Raw genomic sequence first — 19,243 nt, 5'->3', positions numbered from 1 at the left:
ATCCGTGGGTATGAGTTAAAAAACGAGCCACACTATAGCAGATGGGGAATAGGCAGGCATCAGGCATTACGTTACGTGATTTTGCAAAAGGGCGGTATGTTCAATGCCATAGCCGCCGTTTTTGCTTCGTGAGCCTGCCGATTATCCGTGGCTAGAGCGTGCCGGGTGCGGCGGTAATAAACGACTGCTGCTGAGCTTCGACTGACAAACGTTGTTGAAGTTCAGCGGCTTGCTGACGATTCTGGAATGGCCCCAGTTGGATACGGTACAGTCCACCACTCGCGGTGACTTTACCTGCTACGCGGAAGCGTTCACTCAGGCTACGCTGCCAGGTTTGCGCGCGCTGTTGATCGCTCAACGCACCGACCTGAACGACATAGCGACCCGTAGAAGATGGTGCGGCGGCGGCGGGAGCAGCAACGATGGCAGCCGCTGGAGCGACGTTTACTGGCGCAGCGGACGGTGATGAGGTTGCCGTTGGTGTCACGCTGGACTCAACCACACCAGCGCGCAGCGCGGAAGGTGCCCCCAGAAAACCACCGCTGTGCGACGGCGCGCTGCTCTGCGGCTGCGTGCTTTCTGCTGGCACGCTCAGGCCGCTATTGCTGATTGGCCGTACGTCGCTATTGGATGTTGGTTGTGTCGTTTCCATCATGGGTGTACCCAGTCCGCTGGCACCGAAGCTCGGACGTTCCGGCAGAGCGAAGCTTTGCTTGGCGACGGTGGTGCCCACGGTTCCGGGGCCTGAAAGCGTGCCGTCTGGTGCGACGTTGATGAAGTCCACTTTCACTTTGGTATTGTTCGAAATATTCAGGCGATCGCCTGCGGCCTTCGACAGATCGATAATTCTGCCCGGCGTATATGGCCCGCGGTCGTTTACGCGTACAACCAGACGACGGCCGTTACTCAGGTTGGTGACGCGGACATAGCTTGGCAGCGGCAGTGTCGGGTGGGCGGCAGTTATCGCGTTAGGGTCAAACGTTTCGCCGATTGACGTGCGATTACCGCTGGCCTCCTCGCCGTACCATGCAGCTAAGCCTGTTTCGCTAAAGTTTTGTGGATCTTTGACAATTTTATAGCTCTTGCCTTTGATGCTGTAGTCTTGGAGCGTACCCTGATTGTAGGGTTCATAACGCGGTTCCGCGCCGCCGATCTCTTCCGTCGGGCCGCTGTAAACCTGAGTAACAGGCGGTGCAGGCTGCCGCTGTTCCGTTGTGGTACAGGCCGCAAGCGCCAGAGTTGCTACGCCGACCCAAAGCCAATCCTTACGCATCGCTCACCTCGTGTTATAAATTCTTGGATAGCAGTTTGCGGTGAGTATGTATCGACATGACGATACCGAATCCCGCCATTAAAACGACCAGCGCCGATCCGCCGTAGCTGATTAGCGGCAGCGGCACGCCAACGACGGGAAGTATACCGCTGACCATCCCGATATTGACGAAAACATAGAAAAACAGAATTAACATCAGTCCGCCGACCATAACCCGGCCGAACGAGGTTTGCGCATTAGCGGCAATGACCAGACCGCGCATAATCATGAACAGGTACATCGCGAGCAGAATTAAGACGCCGATTAATCCAAGCTCCTCAGCCAACACGGCAAAGATAAAGTCAGTGTGCCGCTCCGGCAGAAACTCTAACTGAGACTGTGTGCCATGCAGCCAGCCTTTGCCAGACAGGCCACCTGAGCCTATCGCAATTTTCGACTGAATAATATGGTATCCCGCACCGAGCGGATCGCTTTCCGGATCGAGCAGCATCATGACCCTGGCTCGTTGATAATCGTGCATCAGGAAGAACCAGAGTATCGGAATAAACGCGGCGAGTAGTAGCACAGCAATGCCAATCAAGCTCCAGCTCATACCGGCGAGAAAAAGCACAAACAGGCCAGATAATGCAATCAGGATCGAGGTGCCTAAATCCGGCTGTGCAGCAACCAGCAGTGTAGGAACAAAAATCAGGATCAACGCAATCGCCGTATTTTTTAGCGAGGGTGGACACATATCACGGTTAATAAAACGGGCAACCATCAGTGGCACGGCGATCTTGGCTATTTCCGATGGCTGGAAGCGAATAAAACCTAAATCCAGCCAGCGCTGTGCGCCTTTACTTATTTGTCCGAAAATATCTACGATCAGCAGCAAAATGACACAAACTACATAGAGGTAGGGTGCCCAGCCTTCATAGACGCGAGGAGGAATTTGCGCCATTACGATCATTACCGTAAACCCTAGCACGATCTGAACGACTTTTCGCTCCATCATGCCGACGTCCTGTCCGCTAGCGCTCCATAAGACAAATAGACTATAGCCCAGCAGTGCCAGGATGCAGAGAAGGAACGGAAGGTCGATGTGGATTTTCGCCCAGAACGAACCTTTTTGTTGGCTATCGGTCATGACTGTCTGTTACTCACTCTCGCTACCCGGCGGCGCAGGAGGCGCGCTAGGTAAATCGGTATTGTTGTCACCCAGCAGGATATGATCAAGGATCTGGCGAGTGATAGCACCCACGGTCGGACCAGCCCCACCGTTTTCCAGAATAATCGACATCGCGACTTTTGGGTCCTTATACGGGGCAAATGCGACCATTAATTTATGGTCACGCAGATGCTCTGCGATCTTGTGCGCATTATAAGTTTCGTTTTCTTTCAGGCCGAAAACCTGCGCCGTACCGGATTTTGCCGCAATTTTATAAGGCGCATCATCGAAACTCTTGTGTGCGGTGCCGTTAGCGCGGTTAGCCACGCCATACATTCCGTCCTTCGCCACTTCCCAATAGCCAGAGTGGATATTACCAATCTGTAGATTCTCAGTTTGTCGGAAAGGCACGATAACGCCATTTTCCCGCGAACTATAAAGCAGGTGTGGCGTTTTTACCTGGCCGTCGTTAATGAGCGTGACCAATGCCTTATTCATCTGAATAGGGGTCGCCGTCCAGTAACCTTGGCCGATCCCGACGGGAATGGTATCCCCCTGATACCAGGGCTTCTTAAATCGCCTGAGTTTCCACTCACGGGTTGGCATGTTGCCGGCGCTTTCTTCCGAAATATCGATGCCGGTTTTCTCGCCATAACCAAATTTATTCATCCATTCGGATAGGCGATCGATTCCCATGTCATACGCGACCTGATAGAAGAAAGTATCCGCGGATTCTTCCAGTGACTTGGTGAGGTTAAGACGACCATGCCCCCATTTTTTCCAGTCGCGGAAACGCTTTTCGGAGCCGGGTAATTGCCACCAGCCAGGATCGAACAGGCTAGTGTTAGTGGTGATAACGCCAGCAGTCAGGGCGGAAACCGCAATATAGGGTTTAACGGTGGAAGCCGGAGGGTAAATTCCCTGCGTTGCACGGTTGATCAGTGGACGATCGGGATCGTTTTGGAGTTTGGTATAATTTTTGGTGGAAATCCCGTCGACAAACAGATTGGGGTCGTAACTGGGCGTGGAAACCATCGCCAGAATACCGCCGTCGCGTGGGTCGGTGACAATGACGGCGGCGCGGCTGCCTTCCAGCAGTTTCTCGATGTAGATTTGTAGGCTCAGATCTAACGTTAGATAAATATCGCGCCCGGCCTGCGGTGGCTGTTCGTGAAGTTGGCGGATCACGCGGCCACGGTTGTTAACTTCAACTTCTTCATAACCGGGTTTGCCGTGCAGCAAATCCTCATAATGACGTTCGATACCCAGCTTGCCGATGTCACGCGTCGCGGCATAGTCGGCAATTTTTTCTTCTTTGGTCAGCCGTTCTACGTCTTTATCGTTGATTTTGGAGACATAGCCCGTGACGTGCGTTAACGCAGAACCGTAAGGATAATAGCGGCGTTGATAGCCTTTAACCTCAACGCCAGGAAAGCGGTATTGGTTGACGGCAAAACGTGCGACCTGAATCTCATCAAGCCCGGTTTTTACTGGAATGGAGGTAAAACGGCGTGAACGCTTGCGCTCTTTTTCAAAATTTTCCAGATCGTCATCGGTCAAATTAACGATGGGGCGCAGTGCTTCCAGCGTTTCTTTCAGGCTGTCGACTTTGTCAGGCACCAGTTCTAATTGATAGATGGTGCGGTTCAGCGCCAACGGGGTGCCGTTACGGTCGTAAATGATACCGCGGCTGGGAGCGATAGGAACCAGCTTAATGCGGTTCTCGTTAGAGCGCGTGCGATAGTCATCGACACGCAAAATTTGCAGGTGATAAAGATTAGCGACTAATACACCAGAAAGCAGCAAAATGCCCAGAAAGGCTACCAAAGCACGGCGCACGAACAGAGCGGACTCCGCCGTATAATCACGAAAGGGTTTGCGTTCTACTTTCATCCAGTGTTATTTCACATGTTTCATCGTATCGCCTTACTCCCGATGGTAAGGGTGATTAGTCGTAATGCTCCATGCTCGATACAGGCTCTCTGCCACCAGCACGCGAACGAGCGGGTGCGGCAGCGTTAATGGCGAGAGCGACCAGCTTTGTTCCGCCGCGGCTTTGCATTCTGGCGCAAGCCCTTCCGGTCCGCCAATCAGCAGACTGACATCGCGCCCATCCTGTTTCCAGCGCTCAAGCTGTTGCGCCAACTGTGGCGTTTCCCAGCGAGTACCTGGAATATCCAGCGTAACAATACGGTTGCCTTTGCCCACCGCAGCCAGCATCTGTTCGCCTTCGCGCTCCAGAATGCGTTTAATATCGGCATTTTTACCCCGCTTCCCCGCCGGAATTTCGAGTAATTCGAAAGGCATGTCCTTCGGGAAGCGCCGCAGATAATCGGTGAAACCAGTCTGCACCCAGTCGGGCATTTTGGTGCCAACGGCGACCAGTTGCAGTTTCATGCTAGCCCCACAGTTTTTCCAGTTCGTACAACTGGCGACTTTCTTCTTGCATGACATGAACCATCACGTCACCTAAATCGACAACAACCCAGTCAGCGGCGCTTTCGCCTTCTACTCCGAGTGGGATCAGGCCCGCGGCGCGTGAAGATTGCACGACGTGATCGGCAATAGACGCTACATGGCGTGTAGAGGTGCCCGTACAGATAACCATGTAATCGGTGATGCTGGATTTACCCTGGACGTTGAGTGCAACGATATCCTGGGCTTTTAAGTCATCGACCTTATCAATAACGAAGTCTTGGAGTGCTTGACCTTGCAAAGGTTCCCCCTCAATGGCGTTCTATCAGTCACTGATGAACGCGTGTGGCGCTGAATTGTTTAAGAAAAACGTAAATCACCGAGTAATTGCCGAGAATTCCCGCTTTTCCCGGTGATTGAAACCAGCCGCGGAGTATATCACGCACTTTTGCCGAGTGGTATAAAGCCCGTGGCTGATGGACGGGAAAACCTGTGCTAGTGGTACAGGCCGTGTTCGTCGATGTAATTGAGCACGATGGGAGGCAATAAATCGTGACAATTCAGACCGTGCTGTCGCCGCTGGCGAATGTCCGTTGCGGAAATGGTGACCAGTGGCGTGTCTGCCAAAAAGATCCGCCCGTGCGGTTGCTGATGAAGATCGTCCGGCGTGTGCGTCAGATGATCGTCCAACCACTGCTGTAATTCGGGTGTTTCCATCGTCGAGCGATAGCCGGGGCGAGCGCACACCAGCAAATGGCAAACGCTGAGTAGATCTTGCCAGCGGTGCCAGCGGTGTAGCGTCAGCAGTGAGTCCTGCCCGATGATAAAACCCAGCGGTGCATCGCCGCCTTTTTCAGCCCGCAATGCTTCCAGTGTATCAATCGTGTAGGAAGGCGTTTGTCGTTGCAGTTCTCGATCGTCCACGCTAAATAGTGGGTTGCCTTCAACGGCCAGCTCAGCCATATGAAAACGCTGGCGGGAACTGGCTTCGGGCTGCTGTCGGTGCGGCGGAACGTTATTGGGCATCAGGACGACGTGAGTCAGCCCCACGAGCTTTGCCAGCGCGGTCACTGGTTGAAGGTGGCCGTAATGAATCGGGTCAAACGTGCCGCCAAAAAACGCGGTCAACGATGGTGCTGCGGATGATGTATTCAGATGAATGCCTCCGGCAAGGCTTTGCCGCACAGCAGCATGGCAAGTGATTCCAGTTCAGACCAAACGGACTGACCGTAGTCTTGCTTTAAGGTTATTTCCACCTGCGTTAGCAATCGCACGGCCTGCTGTAGCTGCTGAAGAGAGAGCCGCTGTAATGCCTGTGTGAGCAGGTCACGCCGGTTTTGCCACACTTTTTGCTGATCGAATAACGTACGCAGCGGCGTGTCTGACATGTGCCGTTTCAGCGCTAACAGCTGTAGTAGTTCGCGCTGTAGTGTACGCAGCAAAATGACAGGTTCACAATCTTCCTGCTTCAGCTGCTGCAAAATGTGCCAGGCGCGTTTGGCTTTACCTGCCAGCAATGCATCAAGCCAGTGGAAAGGCGTGAAGTGAGCGGCATCGTTTACCGCATTTTCTACGCGCGGCAGTGTCAGCTTGCCATCGGGATACAGCAGCGCCAGCCGTTCTAGCGCCTGAGACAGCGCGAGAAGGTTGCCTTCATAACAGTAACAAATGAGCTGCGTGGCCTGTTCATCCAGCGTCAACTTCATGGCTTTGGCGCGTTGAGCAACCCAACGGGGGAGCTGTGCTTGTTCCGGCGTCAGGCAATTGATATAGACACTGTCTTGTGCCAGCGCTTTAAACCAGGCGCTGTTTTCCTGCGCTTTGGTCAGTTTATGGCCGCGCAGAATCAGCAAAATATCGGGGTGTAATAATCCAGAGAGCTTGACCAGATTGTCGCTCATCGCCGCGTTCGGGCCGTTTTCCGGCAAGACCAGCAGAAGCGATTGGCGAGAAGCGAACAGGCTGAGCGCCTGACAGGTACTGAAAATCGCATCCCAGTCGGTATGCAGATCCAGAATGAAGCTGAAATGCTCGCTGAATTCGTGCTGCTGAGCGACTCGCTTGATGTTATCGAGACTTTCTTGCAGCAGGAGAGGGTCTGAGCCAAAGACTAAATAACAACCGCGCAGCCCCTCATGGAGCTGCGCGGTGAGTTGTTCGGGGTAAAGCCGAATCATGAACGCGTGGCGGCAGTCGTTGAATCGGTGGATTGCAGCCGATTTTTGACTTCCTGACTACCGTTGATAGTCAGCAACTTACGTACCAACTGCTGAGCAGCTTGTTCACGCATTTCCTGACGGACGATATCCTGTTCGGCATCTTTCGCCAGTGCAGCCAGCGGGTTATCAAAGAACGTGCGGAACACCGTCACACTGAGTGGGTAAATATCTTCACCCGGCATCAGCACTTGCGCCTGCAACGTTAGCACCATCTGGTATTCCGCTGTTTTACCGTCCTGAAAAATAGAGACAGTATCACGTGTTTCGCTTGAGCCCAGTACCCGCAGAGACGGGATATCCTGACGTGTCGCATCATCAACGATTTTTACATCGCTGAGACGGAGCTGCTCGCGCACCGCACGTGTTAGCGGACCATAAGGGTCACTGCTGTCGACGATGAGTGTTTGTAACTGCGTGGGCACTTGTGTCGTGCCGCGCAGATGAAAACCGCAGCCAGCGGTGATTAACACCGCCAGCCCCAGCAACAACGTGAATAGACGATGTCGCACAGTTCCTCCTTGCCTTAACCTACAACCAGGTTAAGCAGTTTGCCAGGGACATAAATCACTTTACGAACCGTGACGCCGTCCAGATATTTCGCGACCAGCGGTTCCTGAGCAGCGCGTTCGCGAACCTGTTCTTCGCTGGCGTCAGCGGCAACGGTAATTTTACCACGTACTTTACCGTTAACCTGAACGACGACCAGTTTGGAATCTTCCACCATCGCGTTCTCATCTGCAACCGGCCACGGTGCGGTATCCACATCGCCTTCACCTTGCAGTGCCTGCCACAGTGTGAAACAAACGTGCGGAGTGAACGGATAGAGCATACGAACGACGGCCAGCAGTGTTTCCTGCGTTAGCGCGCGGTCCTGATCGCTTTCCTGCGGCGCTTTCGCCAGCTTGTTCATCAGTTCCATGATGGCGGCGATTGCGGTGTTGAAAGTTTGGCGACGGCCGATATCATCGGTCACTTTAGCGATCGTTTTGTGCAAATCGCGGCGTAGTGATTTCTGATCTTCCGTTAGCGTCGCGACATCCAGCGACGTTGTTGCCCCTTTCTCTGTGTGCTCAAAGGCTTGTCTCCAGACGCGTTTCAGGAAGCGGTTCGCGCCTTCTACGCCGGATTCCTGCCATTCCAGCGTCATTTCCGCCGGGGAAGCAAACATCATGAACAGACGGACGGTATCTGCACCGTATTTCTCTACCATAACCTGCGGGTCGATGCCGTTGTTTTTGGACTTCGACATTTTGCTCATACCGGCGTAGATCACGTCACGGCCTTCGTTATCGACGGCTTTGACGATGCGACCTTTCTCATCACGCTCAACGGTAACGTCGGTAGGTGAAACCCAGATGCGCTCGCCGTTATTACCCAGATAGTAGAAGGCATCCGCTAGCACCATGCCCTGACACAGCAGGCGTTTGGCGGGTTCATCAGATGTCACCAGACCTGCATCGCGCATCAGTTTGTGGAAGAAGCGGAAATACATCAGGTGCATGATGGCGTGTTCGATACCGCCGACATATTGGTCAACAGGCAGCCAGTAGTTGGCGGCAGCCGGATCTAACATTCCTTGGTCGTACTGCGGACACGTATAGCGTGCGTAGTACCAGGAGGATTCCATAAAGGTGTCGAACGTGTCGGTTTCACGCAGTGCTGGCTGACCGTTAACGGTGGTCTTCGCCCATTCCGGGTTAGATTTCAGCGGGCTGGTGATGCCATCCATCACGACATCTTCCGGCAGGATCACCGGCAGTTGATCTTCTGGCGTTGGGATGACGGTGCCGTCTTCCAGCGTCACCATTGGAATTGGCGCGCCCCAGTAGCGCTGACGAGACACACCCCAGTCGCGCAGGCGATAGTTGACTTTACGTTCGCCAATGCCTTTCTCTACCAGCTTATCGGCAATGGCGTTGAAGGCTGCGTCGAAATCCAGACCGTCAAATTCGCCGGAGTTGAACAGGTTGCCTTTTTCGGTCATCGCTTCAGCAGACAGATCGGGTTCACTGCCATCGGAATTCAAAATAACTGGCTTGATGGACAAGTCATATTTGGTGGCGAATTCCCAGTCGCGCTGGTCGTGGCCCGGAACGGCCATCACTGCGCCTGTGCCGTATTCCATCAGAACAAAGTTGGCGACCCAGATAGCGACTTTCTCACCGTTCAGCGGGTGAATCGCATACAGGCCGGTGGCCATGCCTTTTTTCTCCATCGTCGCCATATCGGCTTCGGCAACTTTGGTATTACGGCATTCTGCAATGAAATCGGCCAGCGCGGGATTCGCTGCGGCAGCTTGTGCTGCGAGAGGGTGGCCTGCGGCAACGGCAACGTAGGTCACACCCATAAACGTATCTGGACGCGTGGTGTAAACCGTCAGTTTCTCTGCGCTGTCTGCCACGTCAAAGGTGATTTCTACACCTTCGGAACGGCCAATCCAGTTACGCTGCATGGTTTTGACCTGCTCAGGCCAGCTTTCCAGCGTATCCAAATCGTTCAGCAGTTGGTCGGCATAAGCGGTGATTTTGATAAACCACTGCGGAATCTCTTTGCGCTCAACCTTGGTGTCACAGCGCCAACAGCAGCCGTCGATAACCTGTTCGTTCGCCAACACGGTTTGGTCGTTCGGGCACCAGTTAACGGCGGAGGTTTTTTTATACACCAGACCTTTTTCGTACAGCTTGGTGAAGAACCACTGTTCCCAGCGGTAGTAGTCTGGTTTACAGGTCGCGACTTCACGATCCCAGTCATAGCCAAAGCCCAGCAGCTTGAGCTGGTTTTTCATGTAATCGATGTTGGCATAGGTCCAGGGCGCTGGCGCGGTATTATTTTTGACCGCAGCGCCTTCAGCTGGCAGGCCAAACGCATCCCAACCGATTGGTTGCAGAACGTTTTTACCCAACATGCGCTGATAGCGGGAAATCACGTCACCGATGGTGTAGTTACGGACGTGGCCCATATGTAGTCGACCAGAAGGGTAAGGTAGCATGGAAAGGCAATAGTATTTTTCCTTGCCAGGCTGTTCGGTGACTTTAAATGTCTGCTTCTCTTGCCAGTGAAGCTGGACGTCCGCTTCTATCTCTTCTGGGCGGTATTGCTCTTGCATGGCTGCCAGGGGTCCTGTTTAGTGGAGAATCGCTACGTGAGTAGCCTGTTCTGATTCATAACAAAAGATCCGCATAGCATAGCCGTAAGCGGCGCAGGCAACAACACCCAGCGCCTGACTGAGGAATATTTATGATTTGCGAGCGGCATACTGCGATGAATTGCGCAAATTGACGACAATTTCCTCAGTTGTGCGGGAAAAATAATCTAAAATAGAGAGAGATAGGCAACATATCGGTTTTTGATTTGGTGTGCCAGACGGCGAATAGTCGTGCTTTATCGCCCCTCAACCCGCTTATTCAGGAGGAAGCATGAATAAACTAGCCCGCTATTACCGCGAGTTAATGGCTTCAGTTACAGCCCGGCTGAACAACGGTGAACGCGATCTTGATAGTCTGGTGCAGAGCGCCCGCAAAACCTTGCAGGAAGGCTCGGAGCTGACGCAGAAAGAAATAGAACAGGTGATTCAGGCTGTTCAGCGCGATCTGGAAGAGTTTGGCCGCAGCTATAGTGAAAGTCAGGATGAATTCACCGACAGCGTTTTTATGCGAGTGATTAAGGAAAGTTTGTGGCAGGAACTGGCGGATATTACGGATAAAACGCAGTTGGAGTGGCGCGAGCTTTTTAAAGATGTGAACCATCACGGGGTGTACCACAGCGGTGAAGTGGTGGGGTTAGGTAATCTGGTGTGTGAGAACTGCCATCACCATATTGCGTTCTACACGCCGGAGGTCTTGCCACTGTGCCCGAAATGCTCACATGACCTGTTCCACCGCCAGCCGTTTCAGCCGTAGGGCTGTAGGAGCAGTAAATAAGCTGCCTTACGGCATATTAAGATTTTTGGCAAACCGATTTACAGAACGAGAACGGTGATAATGGGATAGAAGAGTAAAGCGTTTGCGCCATGGACAAAAGCGTCAGGAACGCTTTTGAACGTCGCTTGCGACTGCCCTGCAAGGGTGAATCTCAGGGATGATATTCATATCTGCGCAATCCGAGCTTACACGGATGTACTTGCAGCGTCTTTACGATCTACCCATTACCACCGCTCGACGCGCTTTACCAGTCAGCAGCGTGCCTTGCGGCACGCTGTATCTGATTATTAATGCAGGATTTTCGCCAGGAAGTCTTTCGCGCGCTCAGACTGTGGGTTGTTGAAGAAATCATCCTTGCGGGTATCCTCAACGATTTTGCCCTCATCCATAAAGATCACGCGGTGCGCTACTTTACGGGCAAAGCCCATTTCATGGGTGACGACCATCATGGTCATACCTTCCTGCGCCAGTTCAACCATAACGTCCAGTACTTCGTTGATCATCTCTGGATCAAGTGCGGATGTCGGTTCGTCAAATAACATCGCGATAGGGTCCATACATAGCGCGCGCGCGATGGCGACACGCTGTTGCTGGCCACCGGAAAGCTGCCCTGGGTATTTGTTGGCGTGCGCCGCCAGCCCCACACGTTCTAACAGCTTCTGCGCTTTAGCTTTGGCGTCTTCACGCTTACGTTTCAGCACTTTCACCTGCGCGAGCGTCAGGTTCTCGATAATCGACAAGTGTGGGAACAGTTCAAAGTGCTGGAACACCATCCCGACTTTGGAACGTAACTGGGCCAGATTGGTTTTTTTATCGTTAACAGCAGTGCCATTGACGGTAATTTCACCTTTCTGAATCGGTTCCAGACCATTTACGGTTTTGATCAGGGTTGATTTACCCGAGCCAGAAGGCCCGCAGACGACCACAACTTCACCTTTTTTTACTTCTGTGGAGCAGTCGGCTAGCACCTGAAATTGGCCGTACCATTTAGAAACATTTTTCAGGGAAATCATCAAACCGTCCTTTTTTTCAGGTAACTGACCAGCATTGAGGCAGTAATGCTGAAGAGAAAATAAATGAACCCAGCAAATAGGATCATTTCAACTTGTGTTCCGTCTCGCTCGCCGATGGTTGAGGCGGTACGGAAGAAATCAGCGAGGCTGAGTACGTAAACCAGTGAGGTATCCTGAAACAGGACAATACCTTGCGTCAGCAACAGCGGCACCATCGCGCGGAATGCCTGCGGCAGAATAACCAGCTTCATGGATTGCCAGTGCGTCATGCCTAATGCTAACGCCGCGGAAGATTGACCGCGTGACACGCTGAGGATACCCGCACGAATGATTTCAGAATAATAGGCTGCCTCGAACAGCGAGAAGGCTACCATAGCTGAAATCAGTCGAATATCGGTTTTCGGCGATAGCCCAAGCACATTTTGTAATAAGCTAGGAACCACCAGATAGAACCACAGAAGAACCATGACGAGTGGAACGGAGCGGAACAGGTTCACATACAGCTTGGCGAACCAACTGATAGGCTTGATCGGCGACAGGCGCATTACCGCCAGAATCGTGCCCCAGACAATCCCGAAGACCACCGCCGTTAGCGTAATTTTGAGTGTGACGACCATCCCCTGAATCAGGTACGGCATGCTTGGCCCAATTGAGCTCCAGTCAAATTCATGCATGATTTATTTGCTCCCCATATTGCCCGGCAAACGGGTTTTTCGCTCAACGACCTGCATAATCAACATAATGATGGCATTGATGCCAACGTACGCCAGCGTGATGGCGGTAAAGGATTCATACGCGTGGGCGGAATAGTCCAGCAGTTTCCCTGCCTGTGCTGCCATATCAACCAGACCAATCGTGGAAGCGATGGCCGAGTTTTTTACCAGGTTCAGCATCTCTGAGGTCAACGGCGGAACAATCACACGGTACGCATTCGGTAGTAATACATAGCGGTAGGTTTGCGGCAACGTCAAGCCCATTGCTAGCCCGGCGGCTTTCTGGCCGCGTGGTAGCGATTGAATCCCTGCACGCACCTGCTCACAAACGCGCGCTGCGGTGAAGAGCCCCAGACAAATCATCGATGACAGGAAAAATTGAATATTGGGATCTAGCTCGGCTTTAAACCACATACCGATGTTGACGGGAAGCAGCTCGGGAACCACCAGATACCAGGTAAAGAACTGGACAATCAGTGGGACGTTACGAAATAGTTCGACGTAGCAGGTGCCAATGCCCGCAAGAAAACGATTTGGGACGGTACGCAGGATTCCAAATAAAGAACCAATAAGAAAGGCGATAATCCAGGCACAGATAGATAATGTGACGGTGACTTGCAGACCGGACAAAATCCACCCGAGGTAGGTTGTGTTGCCGAAGGGGGCGGCTTGTAGAAATATGCCCCAGTTCCAATCTATTGACATAACGAACTCCGGTAAAAAAAGGGTAGCGAAGCTACCCTGAAGATTGATGAGCGGCCATATTCCCGTTCTGTTTCAAACTACAGGTGTATTGTTTATTTTCCTGTTTATCGAAATTTCTCGGGGCAACATGTGATGGGGAACGACCATCACATGCCTGTCTGTCCTGCCACGAATCAGCAATCAGAGGGCAGATAGCTCTGCCCTTATTCTCATTATTAATTAGTTTAGTGCGTTGTCATTTGGCGCTTTGAACAGCGCTTTCATTTCGTCTGACAGTGCAAAGTTCAGGTTAAGATCTTTTGGTGGGATCGGTTGTTTGAACCAGCGATCGAACCATTTTTCAGCTTCACCGGAGGTCTGAACTTCAGCGATGGTGTCATCAACCAGTTTCTTGAATTGCGGATCGTCTTTACGCAGCATACAGCCGTAGGCTTCTTCAGACTGCGCTTTGCCGACGATATCCCACTGATCGGCGTTTTTCGCTTTCGCACGTTCGCCTGCCAACAGCGCATCATCCATCATAAAGGCGACAGCGCGGCCGCTTTCCAGCGTACGGAAGGAGTCGCCATGGTCTTTCGCACTGATGATACGCATTTTCAGCTGTTTTTCTTCATTCAGCTTGTTCAGCAGAACTTCAGAGGTGGTGCCGGAAGTCACTACGACGGTTTTACCCGCCAGATCCGGGAAGTCTTTTACGCCGGAATCTTTTTTGGTTAACAGACGCGTACCGACCACGAAAATGGTGTTAGAGAACGCGGCTTGTTTCTGACGTTCCAGGTTGTTAGTCGTTGAACCACATTCAAAATCAAAGGTACCGTTCTGCAACAGTGGGATACGGTTCTGAGAGGTGATAGGGAGTAGCTTGACCTGCAGATTAGGCGCATCCAGTTTTTTCTTAACCGCTTCGACAATTTTGTCAGAGTAGGCTTGAGAGTAGCCGACCACTTTTTGCGTGTTGTCATAGTAAGAAAAAGGCACGGACGATTCGCGGTGTCCAATGACGATCACGCCATTATCTTTGACCTTTTTCAATGTACCGGCCAGATCTTCAGCCTGAGCTACGCTGGCGGCGGTGCCAAGCAGAAGCAGTGATAATGCCAGTTTACGCATTTGCATGTTCTAACCCCTTTGCTGTCGTTATATACCTGTCATTTTCAAGTTAACATTGTCTTCAAGCTAACATCGTATTGCTGCATCACTCATAATGCTTTGCGATTTCTCTGTGATAACGCTGCACCGTTAAAGCGCGAAGTTACTGTCTATACAGTTAAAAAGTAGCTGATTGTAAATAGATTGAAATAGGAATGTTTGTTTTTTGCGATATCCGCCGCACCAAATAGCAGCAATGTCAGAAGGTGGCACCAATTTGGTGCGTTACTTGCCCCGTAAGAGAGCTTTACGCCGACGTAATATCCAAAAAAATACAGAAACAACCCTTTACAAGGTAATAAGAGGCAAATACCGTGCCAGAAATAAAAAAAGGCATGCAAAAGCATGCCCTTAGGGATGTGAAGAGGGGCGGGTTATCGGCGACGCAAACCGAAGAAAATGGCAGCAACACCGCCCAGTAGCGTAATGATCCAGAGCGGCCAGGAACCGAAGCGCGCATAAGGCGTTATCCCCGTTGCTGGCACGACCTGCGTATCCAGCACTGCACGCGTGAACTGCGGCAGACTGGCGCTGACTTTGCCATCTGGCGTAATCACCGCTGTGACGCCGTTGTTGGTACTACGAACCAGAGGACGGCCTAATTCCAGCGCACGCATGCGTGCCATCTGGAAGTGCTGCCACGGGCCGATTGAGTGGCCGAACCACGCGTCGTTCGAGATGGTCAACAGCATATCGGTGTCTGGCCGGAAGTTATCTCGTACCTGTTGCCCTAAGATGATTTCATAACAAATAGCGGCATTAAGCTTGAAGCCATGCACAGAAAGCTGCGGCTGAACATAGTCCCCTCGACTAAACGACGACATCGGAAGATCGAAGAACGGGGCCAGCGGGCGTAACAGCGTTTCCAGCGGGACAAACTCGCCAAAAGGCACCAGATGGTTTTTGTTGTAGCGATTCGTCGTGGGGTAGTTGTATGGCTCTTTGTCGCCGAGTACGATAATTGAGTTATAGAAATCGGTCTTATTACCATCGCGCCGGATATCGACGATACCCGTAATCAGGCTGCTATTACGGCTACGTAGAATATCGTCAATCTGCTTCAAATAGGCGTTTTGACGGCTTTCAATATCGGGAATTGCCGTTTCCGGCCAGATAACGATAGGTGCCTTGTCCATGTAGGGCAGGCTGTTATCCAGATAGATTCTCAGCGTGTTCAACAGCTCATCTTGTTCCCACTTCATGGCCTGCGGGATATTACCTTGTACCAACGCGACATTGACGGCGCGTTCTGGTTGCAGGGTGTACCACTGCACATTACGTAGCGGCCATGCTAAAACGAAAACGCCGATCGCAATGGCCGCCGGTGCGATTTTTCGCTGATTGATAGCGTAAACGAGTAGCCCACTGAGACTCATCAACAGGAAGGTGATGGTGTCGATACCCAGAATAGGCGCAATACCTTTTAGCGGGCCGTCAATCTGGCTGTAGCCGAATTGTAGCCACGGAAAGCCAGTGAGCACCCAGCCGCGTAGAAATTCGGTTAATTGCCAGAGTACGGGGGCGGCAATCGCCAGACGCCACAGCGTGGTTTTGGGCCACAGGCGTGAGAGCAGGGCAGAAAACAGCAGAGGATAGAGTGACAAATAGGCGGCGAGCAGAATGACCAGCGCCACATTGACAGGACCTGGCATTCCGCCAAATTGCGCGATGCTGACGTAAACCCAGTTTACGCCGCTGCCGAACAGACCTAACCCCCAGCAAAACCCTATCCAGGCTGACTGGCGACTCGTGCGGTTGAGCGTCAGTGCCTGTAGCCCCATGAGCGAGATAATCGCCGCAGGCCAGAAATCAAAGGGAGAAAATGCCAGCGTGCCACAGGCACCAAATAAGAGCGCCAGCAGGGCTTTAACCTGCTGGCGTTGTAGAAAAGAAGCGACAACCATTGCCAAATTATTCTTCCAATTTTGGTTGAGGAGCATTGTCAGGGATTCTGACATGAACTTGAATAATACGGCGACTGTCTGCCATCGCAACCTTAAACAGGTAACCTTCTATGTCGATGGTTTCGCCACGAGCAGGAAGATGGCCGAAAGACTGCATGACCAAGCCGCCGATGGTGTCAACTTCATCATCACTAAACCGTGTGCCGAAAGCTTCGTTAAAATCTTCGATATCGGTTAACGCACGGACGGTGTAAGTCTGGCGATTAAGCTGACGAATATCTCTGTCTTCTTCATCGTCGTATTCGTCTTCAATTTCGCCGACGATCAGCTCAAGGATATCTTCGATTGTGACCAGACCGGATACGCCACCAAATTCATCAATGACAATCGCCATGTGATAGCGCAATGAGCGAAACTCATTCAGCATTCTATCAACGCGTTTACTTTCCGGCACAACAACGGCTGAACGCAGGACTTTATCCATACTGAAGGGCTCGGAGTCGCTGCGCATAAACGGCAGCAAATCCTTCGCCATCAGGATGCCTTCAATGTGGTCTTTATCTTCGCTAATGACGGGGAAACGAGAGTGGGCGGATTCGATAATCACGTCCAGACACTCTTCCAGCGTTTGATCGCGCTTGAGCGTAATCATCTGCGAGCGAGGGATCATGATGTCGCGTACACGCTGGTCGGCGATATCCATGACGCCTTCGAGCATATCTCGCGTTTCAGGATCGATCAGTTCATTCTGTTCGGAATCACGAATCAGAGTGAGTAAACCGTTACGATCTTTTGGCTCGCCGTGAAAAAGCTGATTAAGAATAAGAGAAAAGAAGCCCTTTTTGGGACTGGGTGCATCGCTGTTTTGAGAATGGTCGTCGCTCATGCGTTTTAATTAACATCACTCTTGTTAAGGAATTATTGCCAGCCGTTGGAATCGACACAGCGGCTGACGTGGAGCAGATAAATACCCGATATCTTCCCGATCTCGGGCTAGATAAAATGTATTTCTATTTATTCGGTGAGGCCATCTTTTTCTGCAAGGTAAGGATCGGCATAACCCATACTTTGCATAATCTCAGTTTCCAGCGCTTCCATTTCTTCGGCTTCGCTGTCTTCGATATGGTCATACCCTAGCAGATGCAGGCTACCATGGACAACCATGTGCGCCCAGTGCTCTTCTACGGTTTTTTCCTGCTCTGTAGCTTCATGCTCCACAACCTGACGGCAGATGATTAAATCGCCAAGCAGAGGAAGTTCGACTTCAGGCGGTGCTTCAAAAGGAAACGACAGCACGTTGGTCGGCTTGTCTTTCCCGCGATAGGTGTTATTCAGGTCGCGGCTTTCTGCTTCATCCACGATACGGATGGTGACTTCAGCGACTTCCTGAAACTGCGGCAGAACGCCTTCCAGCCAGCGCTGAAAGTCTTTCTCTTCCGGTAATCCCTGTGCTTGCTCGCTGGCGATTTGTAAATCGAGAATCACCTGACTCATTTTTGCTCCTGATCTGATGCCGCTGCCTGCGCTTCACGCTTACGCTGTTCTGCTAAGGCGTCTTTACGTTTCTGTTCGGCATTTTCCCACGCTTCATAGGCATTCACAATCCGTGCGACTACGGGATGGCGCACTACGTCTTCGCTGTGGAAAAAGTTAAAGCTGATCTCTTCCACATCGGCCAGCACTTCAATGGCGTGGCGTAGGCCGGATTTCAGGTTTTTCGGCAAGTCGATCTGCGTAACGTCGCCAGTGATGACGGCTTTTGAGTTGAACCCGATGCGCGTCAGGAACATTTTCATCTGTTCGATGGTGGTGTTCTGGCTTTCATCCAGAATGATAAAGGCATCGTTCAGCGTTCGGCCACGCATGTAAGCCAGTGGCGCAACTTCGATTACGTTGCGTTCGATAAGCTTTTCGACGCGCTCAAACCCCAGCATTTCAAATAGGGCATCATAAAGTGGGCGCAGGTAGGGATCGACTTTCTGGCTTAGATCGCCAGGCAGGAAGCCCAGCTTTTCACCGGCTTCGACCGCTGGGCGCGTTAGCAGAATACGGCGAATATCCTGACGCTCCAATGCATCTACGGCGGCAGCGACGGCCAGGTAGGTTTTCCCCGTTCCCGCTGGACCAACGCCGAACGTGATGTCGTGATCGAGGATATTGGCGACATACTGTGCCTGATTCGGCGTGCGCGGTTTGATTACGCCGCGTTTGGTGCGGATATTGACCACTTTGCCATAGTCAGGAACGTGTTCCGCAGACTGCTCCAGCACGCGGGATTCTTTAATCGCAAGGTGAATTTGCTCAGGATCGATATCACCGATGACGCCACGTACCGGTGCTGTATCAACATACAGACGTTGCAGAATATCTGCCGCAGCCTGCGTCAGCAGGCTTTTACCGACCAGTTTGAACTGATTGTCTCGGCGATTGATTTCGATGCCTAAGCGGCGCTCTAGCTGTTTAATATTGTCATCAAACGGACCGCAAAGGCTGAGTAGGCGTTGGTTATCTGCGGGTTCAAGGGCAATCTCTTTTGTCGTTACGTTCAAATTATTCCTCTTGAGCGTTACTGTACGGGCGCTATTCTGCCCATACAAAATGAACGGTTGTCAGACGGCCTGATGTGCCCGCCATATGAATGAATTATTCATCGTGAATGCCCGATGGTGCAAGTCACAATAATGATATTGGGATGCCGCTTCGCAAAAGCAAATGTAAGCGGCATGAAATTGAAACTGGCAGAAGGTTATCTCTACCTGCCATAAAAAAACGCAGGGAACGTTTT

General features: G+C 51.9%; 18 protein-coding genes. 1 reads left to right on the top strand and 17 read right to left on the bottom strand.

What is annotated here, in order from left to right:
* Positions 1–151: 151 nt before the first annotated feature.
* The 9 genes from rlpA to leuS all read right to left on the bottom strand — a co-directional run bounded on the left by rlpA (position 152) and on the right by leuS (position 10,160).
* Positions 152–1,273: an endolytic peptidoglycan transglycosylase RlpA gene (gene rlpA / locus A6301_RS10575; protein WP_205541642.1), complete on the bottom strand. Its 1,122-nt coding sequence runs from the start codon at positions 1,271–1,273 to the stop codon at positions 152–154.
* A gap of 13 nt (positions 1,274–1,286) precedes the next feature.
* A complete protein-coding gene (gene mrdB / locus A6301_RS10570) occupies positions 1,287–2,399 on the bottom strand; it encodes a peptidoglycan glycosyltransferase MrdB (RefSeq protein ID WP_107168308.1) in 1,113 nt (370 codons plus the stop codon).
* Positions 2,400–2,408: 9 nt separating this feature from the next.
* Positions 2,409–4,313 carry a peptidoglycan DD-transpeptidase MrdA gene (gene mrdA, locus A6301_RS10565; RefSeq protein ID WP_107168307.1) on the bottom strand — a complete coding sequence of 635 codons (1,905 nt, stop codon included), beginning with the start codon at positions 4,311–4,313 and terminating at the stop codon, positions 2,409–2,411.
* 33 nt (positions 4,314–4,346) lie between these two features.
* Positions 4,347–4,817 carry a 23S rRNA (pseudouridine(1915)-N(3))-methyltransferase RlmH gene (rlmH, locus tag A6301_RS10560; protein ID WP_015730925.1) on the bottom strand — a complete coding sequence of 157 codons (471 nt, stop codon included), beginning with the start codon at positions 4,815–4,817 and terminating at the stop codon, positions 4,347–4,349.
* Between the two features lies 1 nt (position 4,818).
* Positions 4,819–5,136 carry a ribosome silencing factor gene (gene rsfS / locus A6301_RS10555; protein ID WP_010284049.1) on the bottom strand — a complete coding sequence of 106 codons (318 nt, stop codon included), beginning with the start codon at positions 5,134–5,136 and terminating at the stop codon, positions 4,819–4,821.
* 194 nt (positions 5,137–5,330) lie between these two features.
* Positions 5,331–5,990 (bottom strand): nicotinate-nucleotide adenylyltransferase, encoded by a 660-nt coding sequence (gene nadD / locus A6301_RS10550; RefSeq protein ID WP_205543285.1) that lies wholly within the window; start codon positions 5,988–5,990, stop codon positions 5,331–5,333.
* Positions 5,987–7,012, bottom strand: a complete 1,026-nt coding sequence (holA, locus tag A6301_RS10545) for a DNA polymerase III subunit delta (protein WP_215484532.1) — start codon at positions 7,010–7,012, stop codon at positions 5,987–5,989. The genes nadD and holA overlap by 4 nt, the downstream gene beginning before the upstream one ends.
* The gene (gene lptE / locus A6301_RS10540) at positions 7,009–7,563 is read right to left on the bottom strand and encodes an LPS assembly lipoprotein LptE (RefSeq protein ID WP_014700736.1); all 555 of its coding nucleotides are present in this window, start codon (positions 7,561–7,563) and stop codon (positions 7,009–7,011) included. Before lptE ends, holA begins: the two co-directional genes overlap by 4 nt.
* A 14-nt stretch (positions 7,564–7,577) precedes the next feature.
* Complete coding sequence (gene leuS / locus A6301_RS10535; RefSeq protein ID WP_234257741.1) at positions 7,578–10,160, bottom strand: leucine--tRNA ligase; 2,583 nt, start codon at positions 10,158–10,160, stop codon at positions 7,578–7,580.
* Between the two features lie 310 nt (positions 10,161–10,470).
* Between leuS and A6301_RS10530 the strand changes: the two genes are divergently transcribed.
* Complete coding sequence (locus tag A6301_RS10530; protein WP_234257740.1) at positions 10,471–10,953, top strand: zinc ribbon-containing protein; 483 nt, start codon at positions 10,471–10,473, stop codon at positions 10,951–10,953.
* Positions 10,954–11,261: 308 nt separating this feature from the next.
* Here the strand turns inward: A6301_RS10530 and A6301_RS10525 are convergent, their stop codons facing one another.
* The 8 genes from A6301_RS10525 to A6301_RS10490 form a co-directional block, all read right to left on the bottom strand.
* The gene (locus tag A6301_RS10525; RefSeq protein ID WP_005976306.1) at positions 11,262–11,987 is read right to left on the bottom strand and encodes an amino acid ABC transporter ATP-binding protein; all 726 of its coding nucleotides are present in this window, start codon (positions 11,985–11,987) and stop codon (positions 11,262–11,264) included.
* Positions 11,987–12,661 (bottom strand): glutamate/aspartate ABC transporter permease GltK, encoded by a 675-nt coding sequence (gltK, locus tag A6301_RS10520; protein ID WP_014914631.1) that lies wholly within the window; start codon positions 12,659–12,661, stop codon positions 11,987–11,989. The genes A6301_RS10525 and gltK overlap by 1 nt, the downstream gene beginning before the upstream one ends.
* Before the next feature lie 3 nt (positions 12,662–12,664).
* Positions 12,665–13,405 (bottom strand): amino acid ABC transporter permease, encoded by a 741-nt coding sequence (locus A6301_RS10515; RefSeq protein WP_010285409.1) that lies wholly within the window; start codon positions 13,403–13,405, stop codon positions 12,665–12,667.
* A gap of 219 nt (positions 13,406–13,624) precedes the next feature.
* Positions 13,625–14,521 (bottom strand): amino acid ABC transporter substrate-binding protein, encoded by an 897-nt coding sequence (locus A6301_RS10510; protein WP_234257739.1) that lies wholly within the window; start codon positions 14,519–14,521, stop codon positions 13,625–13,627.
* A gap of 407 nt (positions 14,522–14,928) precedes the next feature.
* Positions 14,929–16,458 carry an apolipoprotein N-acyltransferase gene (gene lnt / locus A6301_RS10505; protein WP_234257893.1) on the bottom strand — a complete coding sequence of 510 codons (1,530 nt, stop codon included), beginning with the start codon at positions 16,456–16,458 and terminating at the stop codon, positions 14,929–14,931.
* A 7-nt stretch (positions 16,459–16,465) separates the two neighbouring features.
* The gene (gene corC, locus A6301_RS10500) at positions 16,466–17,344 is read right to left on the bottom strand and encodes a CNNM family magnesium/cobalt transport protein CorC (protein WP_010285415.1); all 879 of its coding nucleotides are present in this window, start codon (positions 17,342–17,344) and stop codon (positions 16,466–16,468) included.
* A gap of 128 nt (positions 17,345–17,472) precedes the next feature.
* Positions 17,473–17,952, bottom strand: coding sequence for an rRNA maturation RNase YbeY (gene ybeY / locus A6301_RS10495; protein ID WP_234257738.1), 480 nt, complete (start codon positions 17,950–17,952; stop codon positions 17,473–17,475).
* Positions 17,949–19,007, bottom strand: coding sequence for a PhoH family protein (locus A6301_RS10490; RefSeq protein ID WP_039472515.1), 1,059 nt, complete (start codon positions 19,005–19,007; stop codon positions 17,949–17,951). Before A6301_RS10490 ends, ybeY begins: the two co-directional genes overlap by 4 nt.
* Between the last annotated feature and the right edge of the window lie 236 nt (positions 19,008–19,243).

The sequence above is a fragment of the Pectobacterium sp. IFB5596 genome, from assembly GCF_021432585.1.
In the GTDB taxonomy this organism is placed as follows: Bacteria; Pseudomonadota; Gammaproteobacteria; order Enterobacterales; family Enterobacteriaceae; genus Pectobacterium; species Pectobacterium punjabense.
The sequence above is the reverse complement of the archived record's forward strand: the minus strand, read 5'-3'. Positions and strand labels throughout refer to the sequence as shown.

Bases quoted from the DNA above. Each gene is read 5' to 3' on its own strand.
- rlpA (WP_205541642.1), bottom strand. From the start codon at position 1,273: ATGCGTAAGGATTGGCTTTGGGTCGGCGTAGCAACTCTGGCGCTTGCG.
- mrdB (WP_107168308.1), bottom strand. From the start codon at position 2,399: ATGACCGATAGCCAACAAAAAGGTTCGTTCTGGGCGAAAATCCACATC.
- mrdA (WP_107168307.1), bottom strand. From the start codon at position 4,313: ATGAAAGTAGAACGCAAACCCTTTCGTGATTATACGGCGGAGTCCGCT.
- rlmH (WP_015730925.1), bottom strand. From the start codon at position 4,817: ATGAAACTGCAACTGGTCGCCGTTGGCACCAAAATGCCCGACTGGGTG.
- holA (WP_215484532.1), bottom strand. From the start codon at position 7,012: ATGATTCGGCTTTACCCCGAACAACTCACCGCGCAGCTCCATGAGGGG.
- leuS (WP_234257741.1), bottom strand. From the start codon at position 10,160: ATGCAAGAGCAATACCGCCCAGAAGAGATAGAAGCGGACGTCCAGCTT.
- A6301_RS10530 (WP_234257740.1), top strand. From the start codon at position 10,471: ATGAATAAACTAGCCCGCTATTACCGCGAGTTAATGGCTTCAGTTACA.
- A6301_RS10525 (WP_005976306.1), bottom strand. From the start codon at position 11,987: ATGATTTCCCTGAAAAATGTTTCTAAATGGTACGGCCAATTTCAGGTG.
- gltK (WP_014914631.1), bottom strand. From the start codon at position 12,661: ATGCATGAATTTGACTGGAGCTCAATTGGGCCAAGCATGCCGTACCTG.
- A6301_RS10515 (WP_010285409.1), bottom strand. From the start codon at position 13,405: ATGTCAATAGATTGGAACTGGGGCATATTTCTACAAGCCGCCCCCTTC.
- A6301_RS10510 (WP_234257739.1), bottom strand. From the start codon at position 14,521: ATGCAAATGCGTAAACTGGCATTATCACTGCTTCTGCTTGGCACCGCC.
- lnt (WP_234257893.1), bottom strand. From the start codon at position 16,458: ATGGTTGTCGCTTCTTTTCTACAACGCCAGCAGGTTAAAGCCCTGCTG.
- corC (WP_010285415.1), bottom strand. From the start codon at position 17,344: ATGAGCGACGACCATTCTCAAAACAGCGATGCACCCAGTCCCAAAAAG.
- ybeY (WP_234257738.1), bottom strand. From the start codon at position 17,952: ATGAGTCAGGTGATTCTCGATTTACAAATCGCCAGCGAGCAAGCACAG.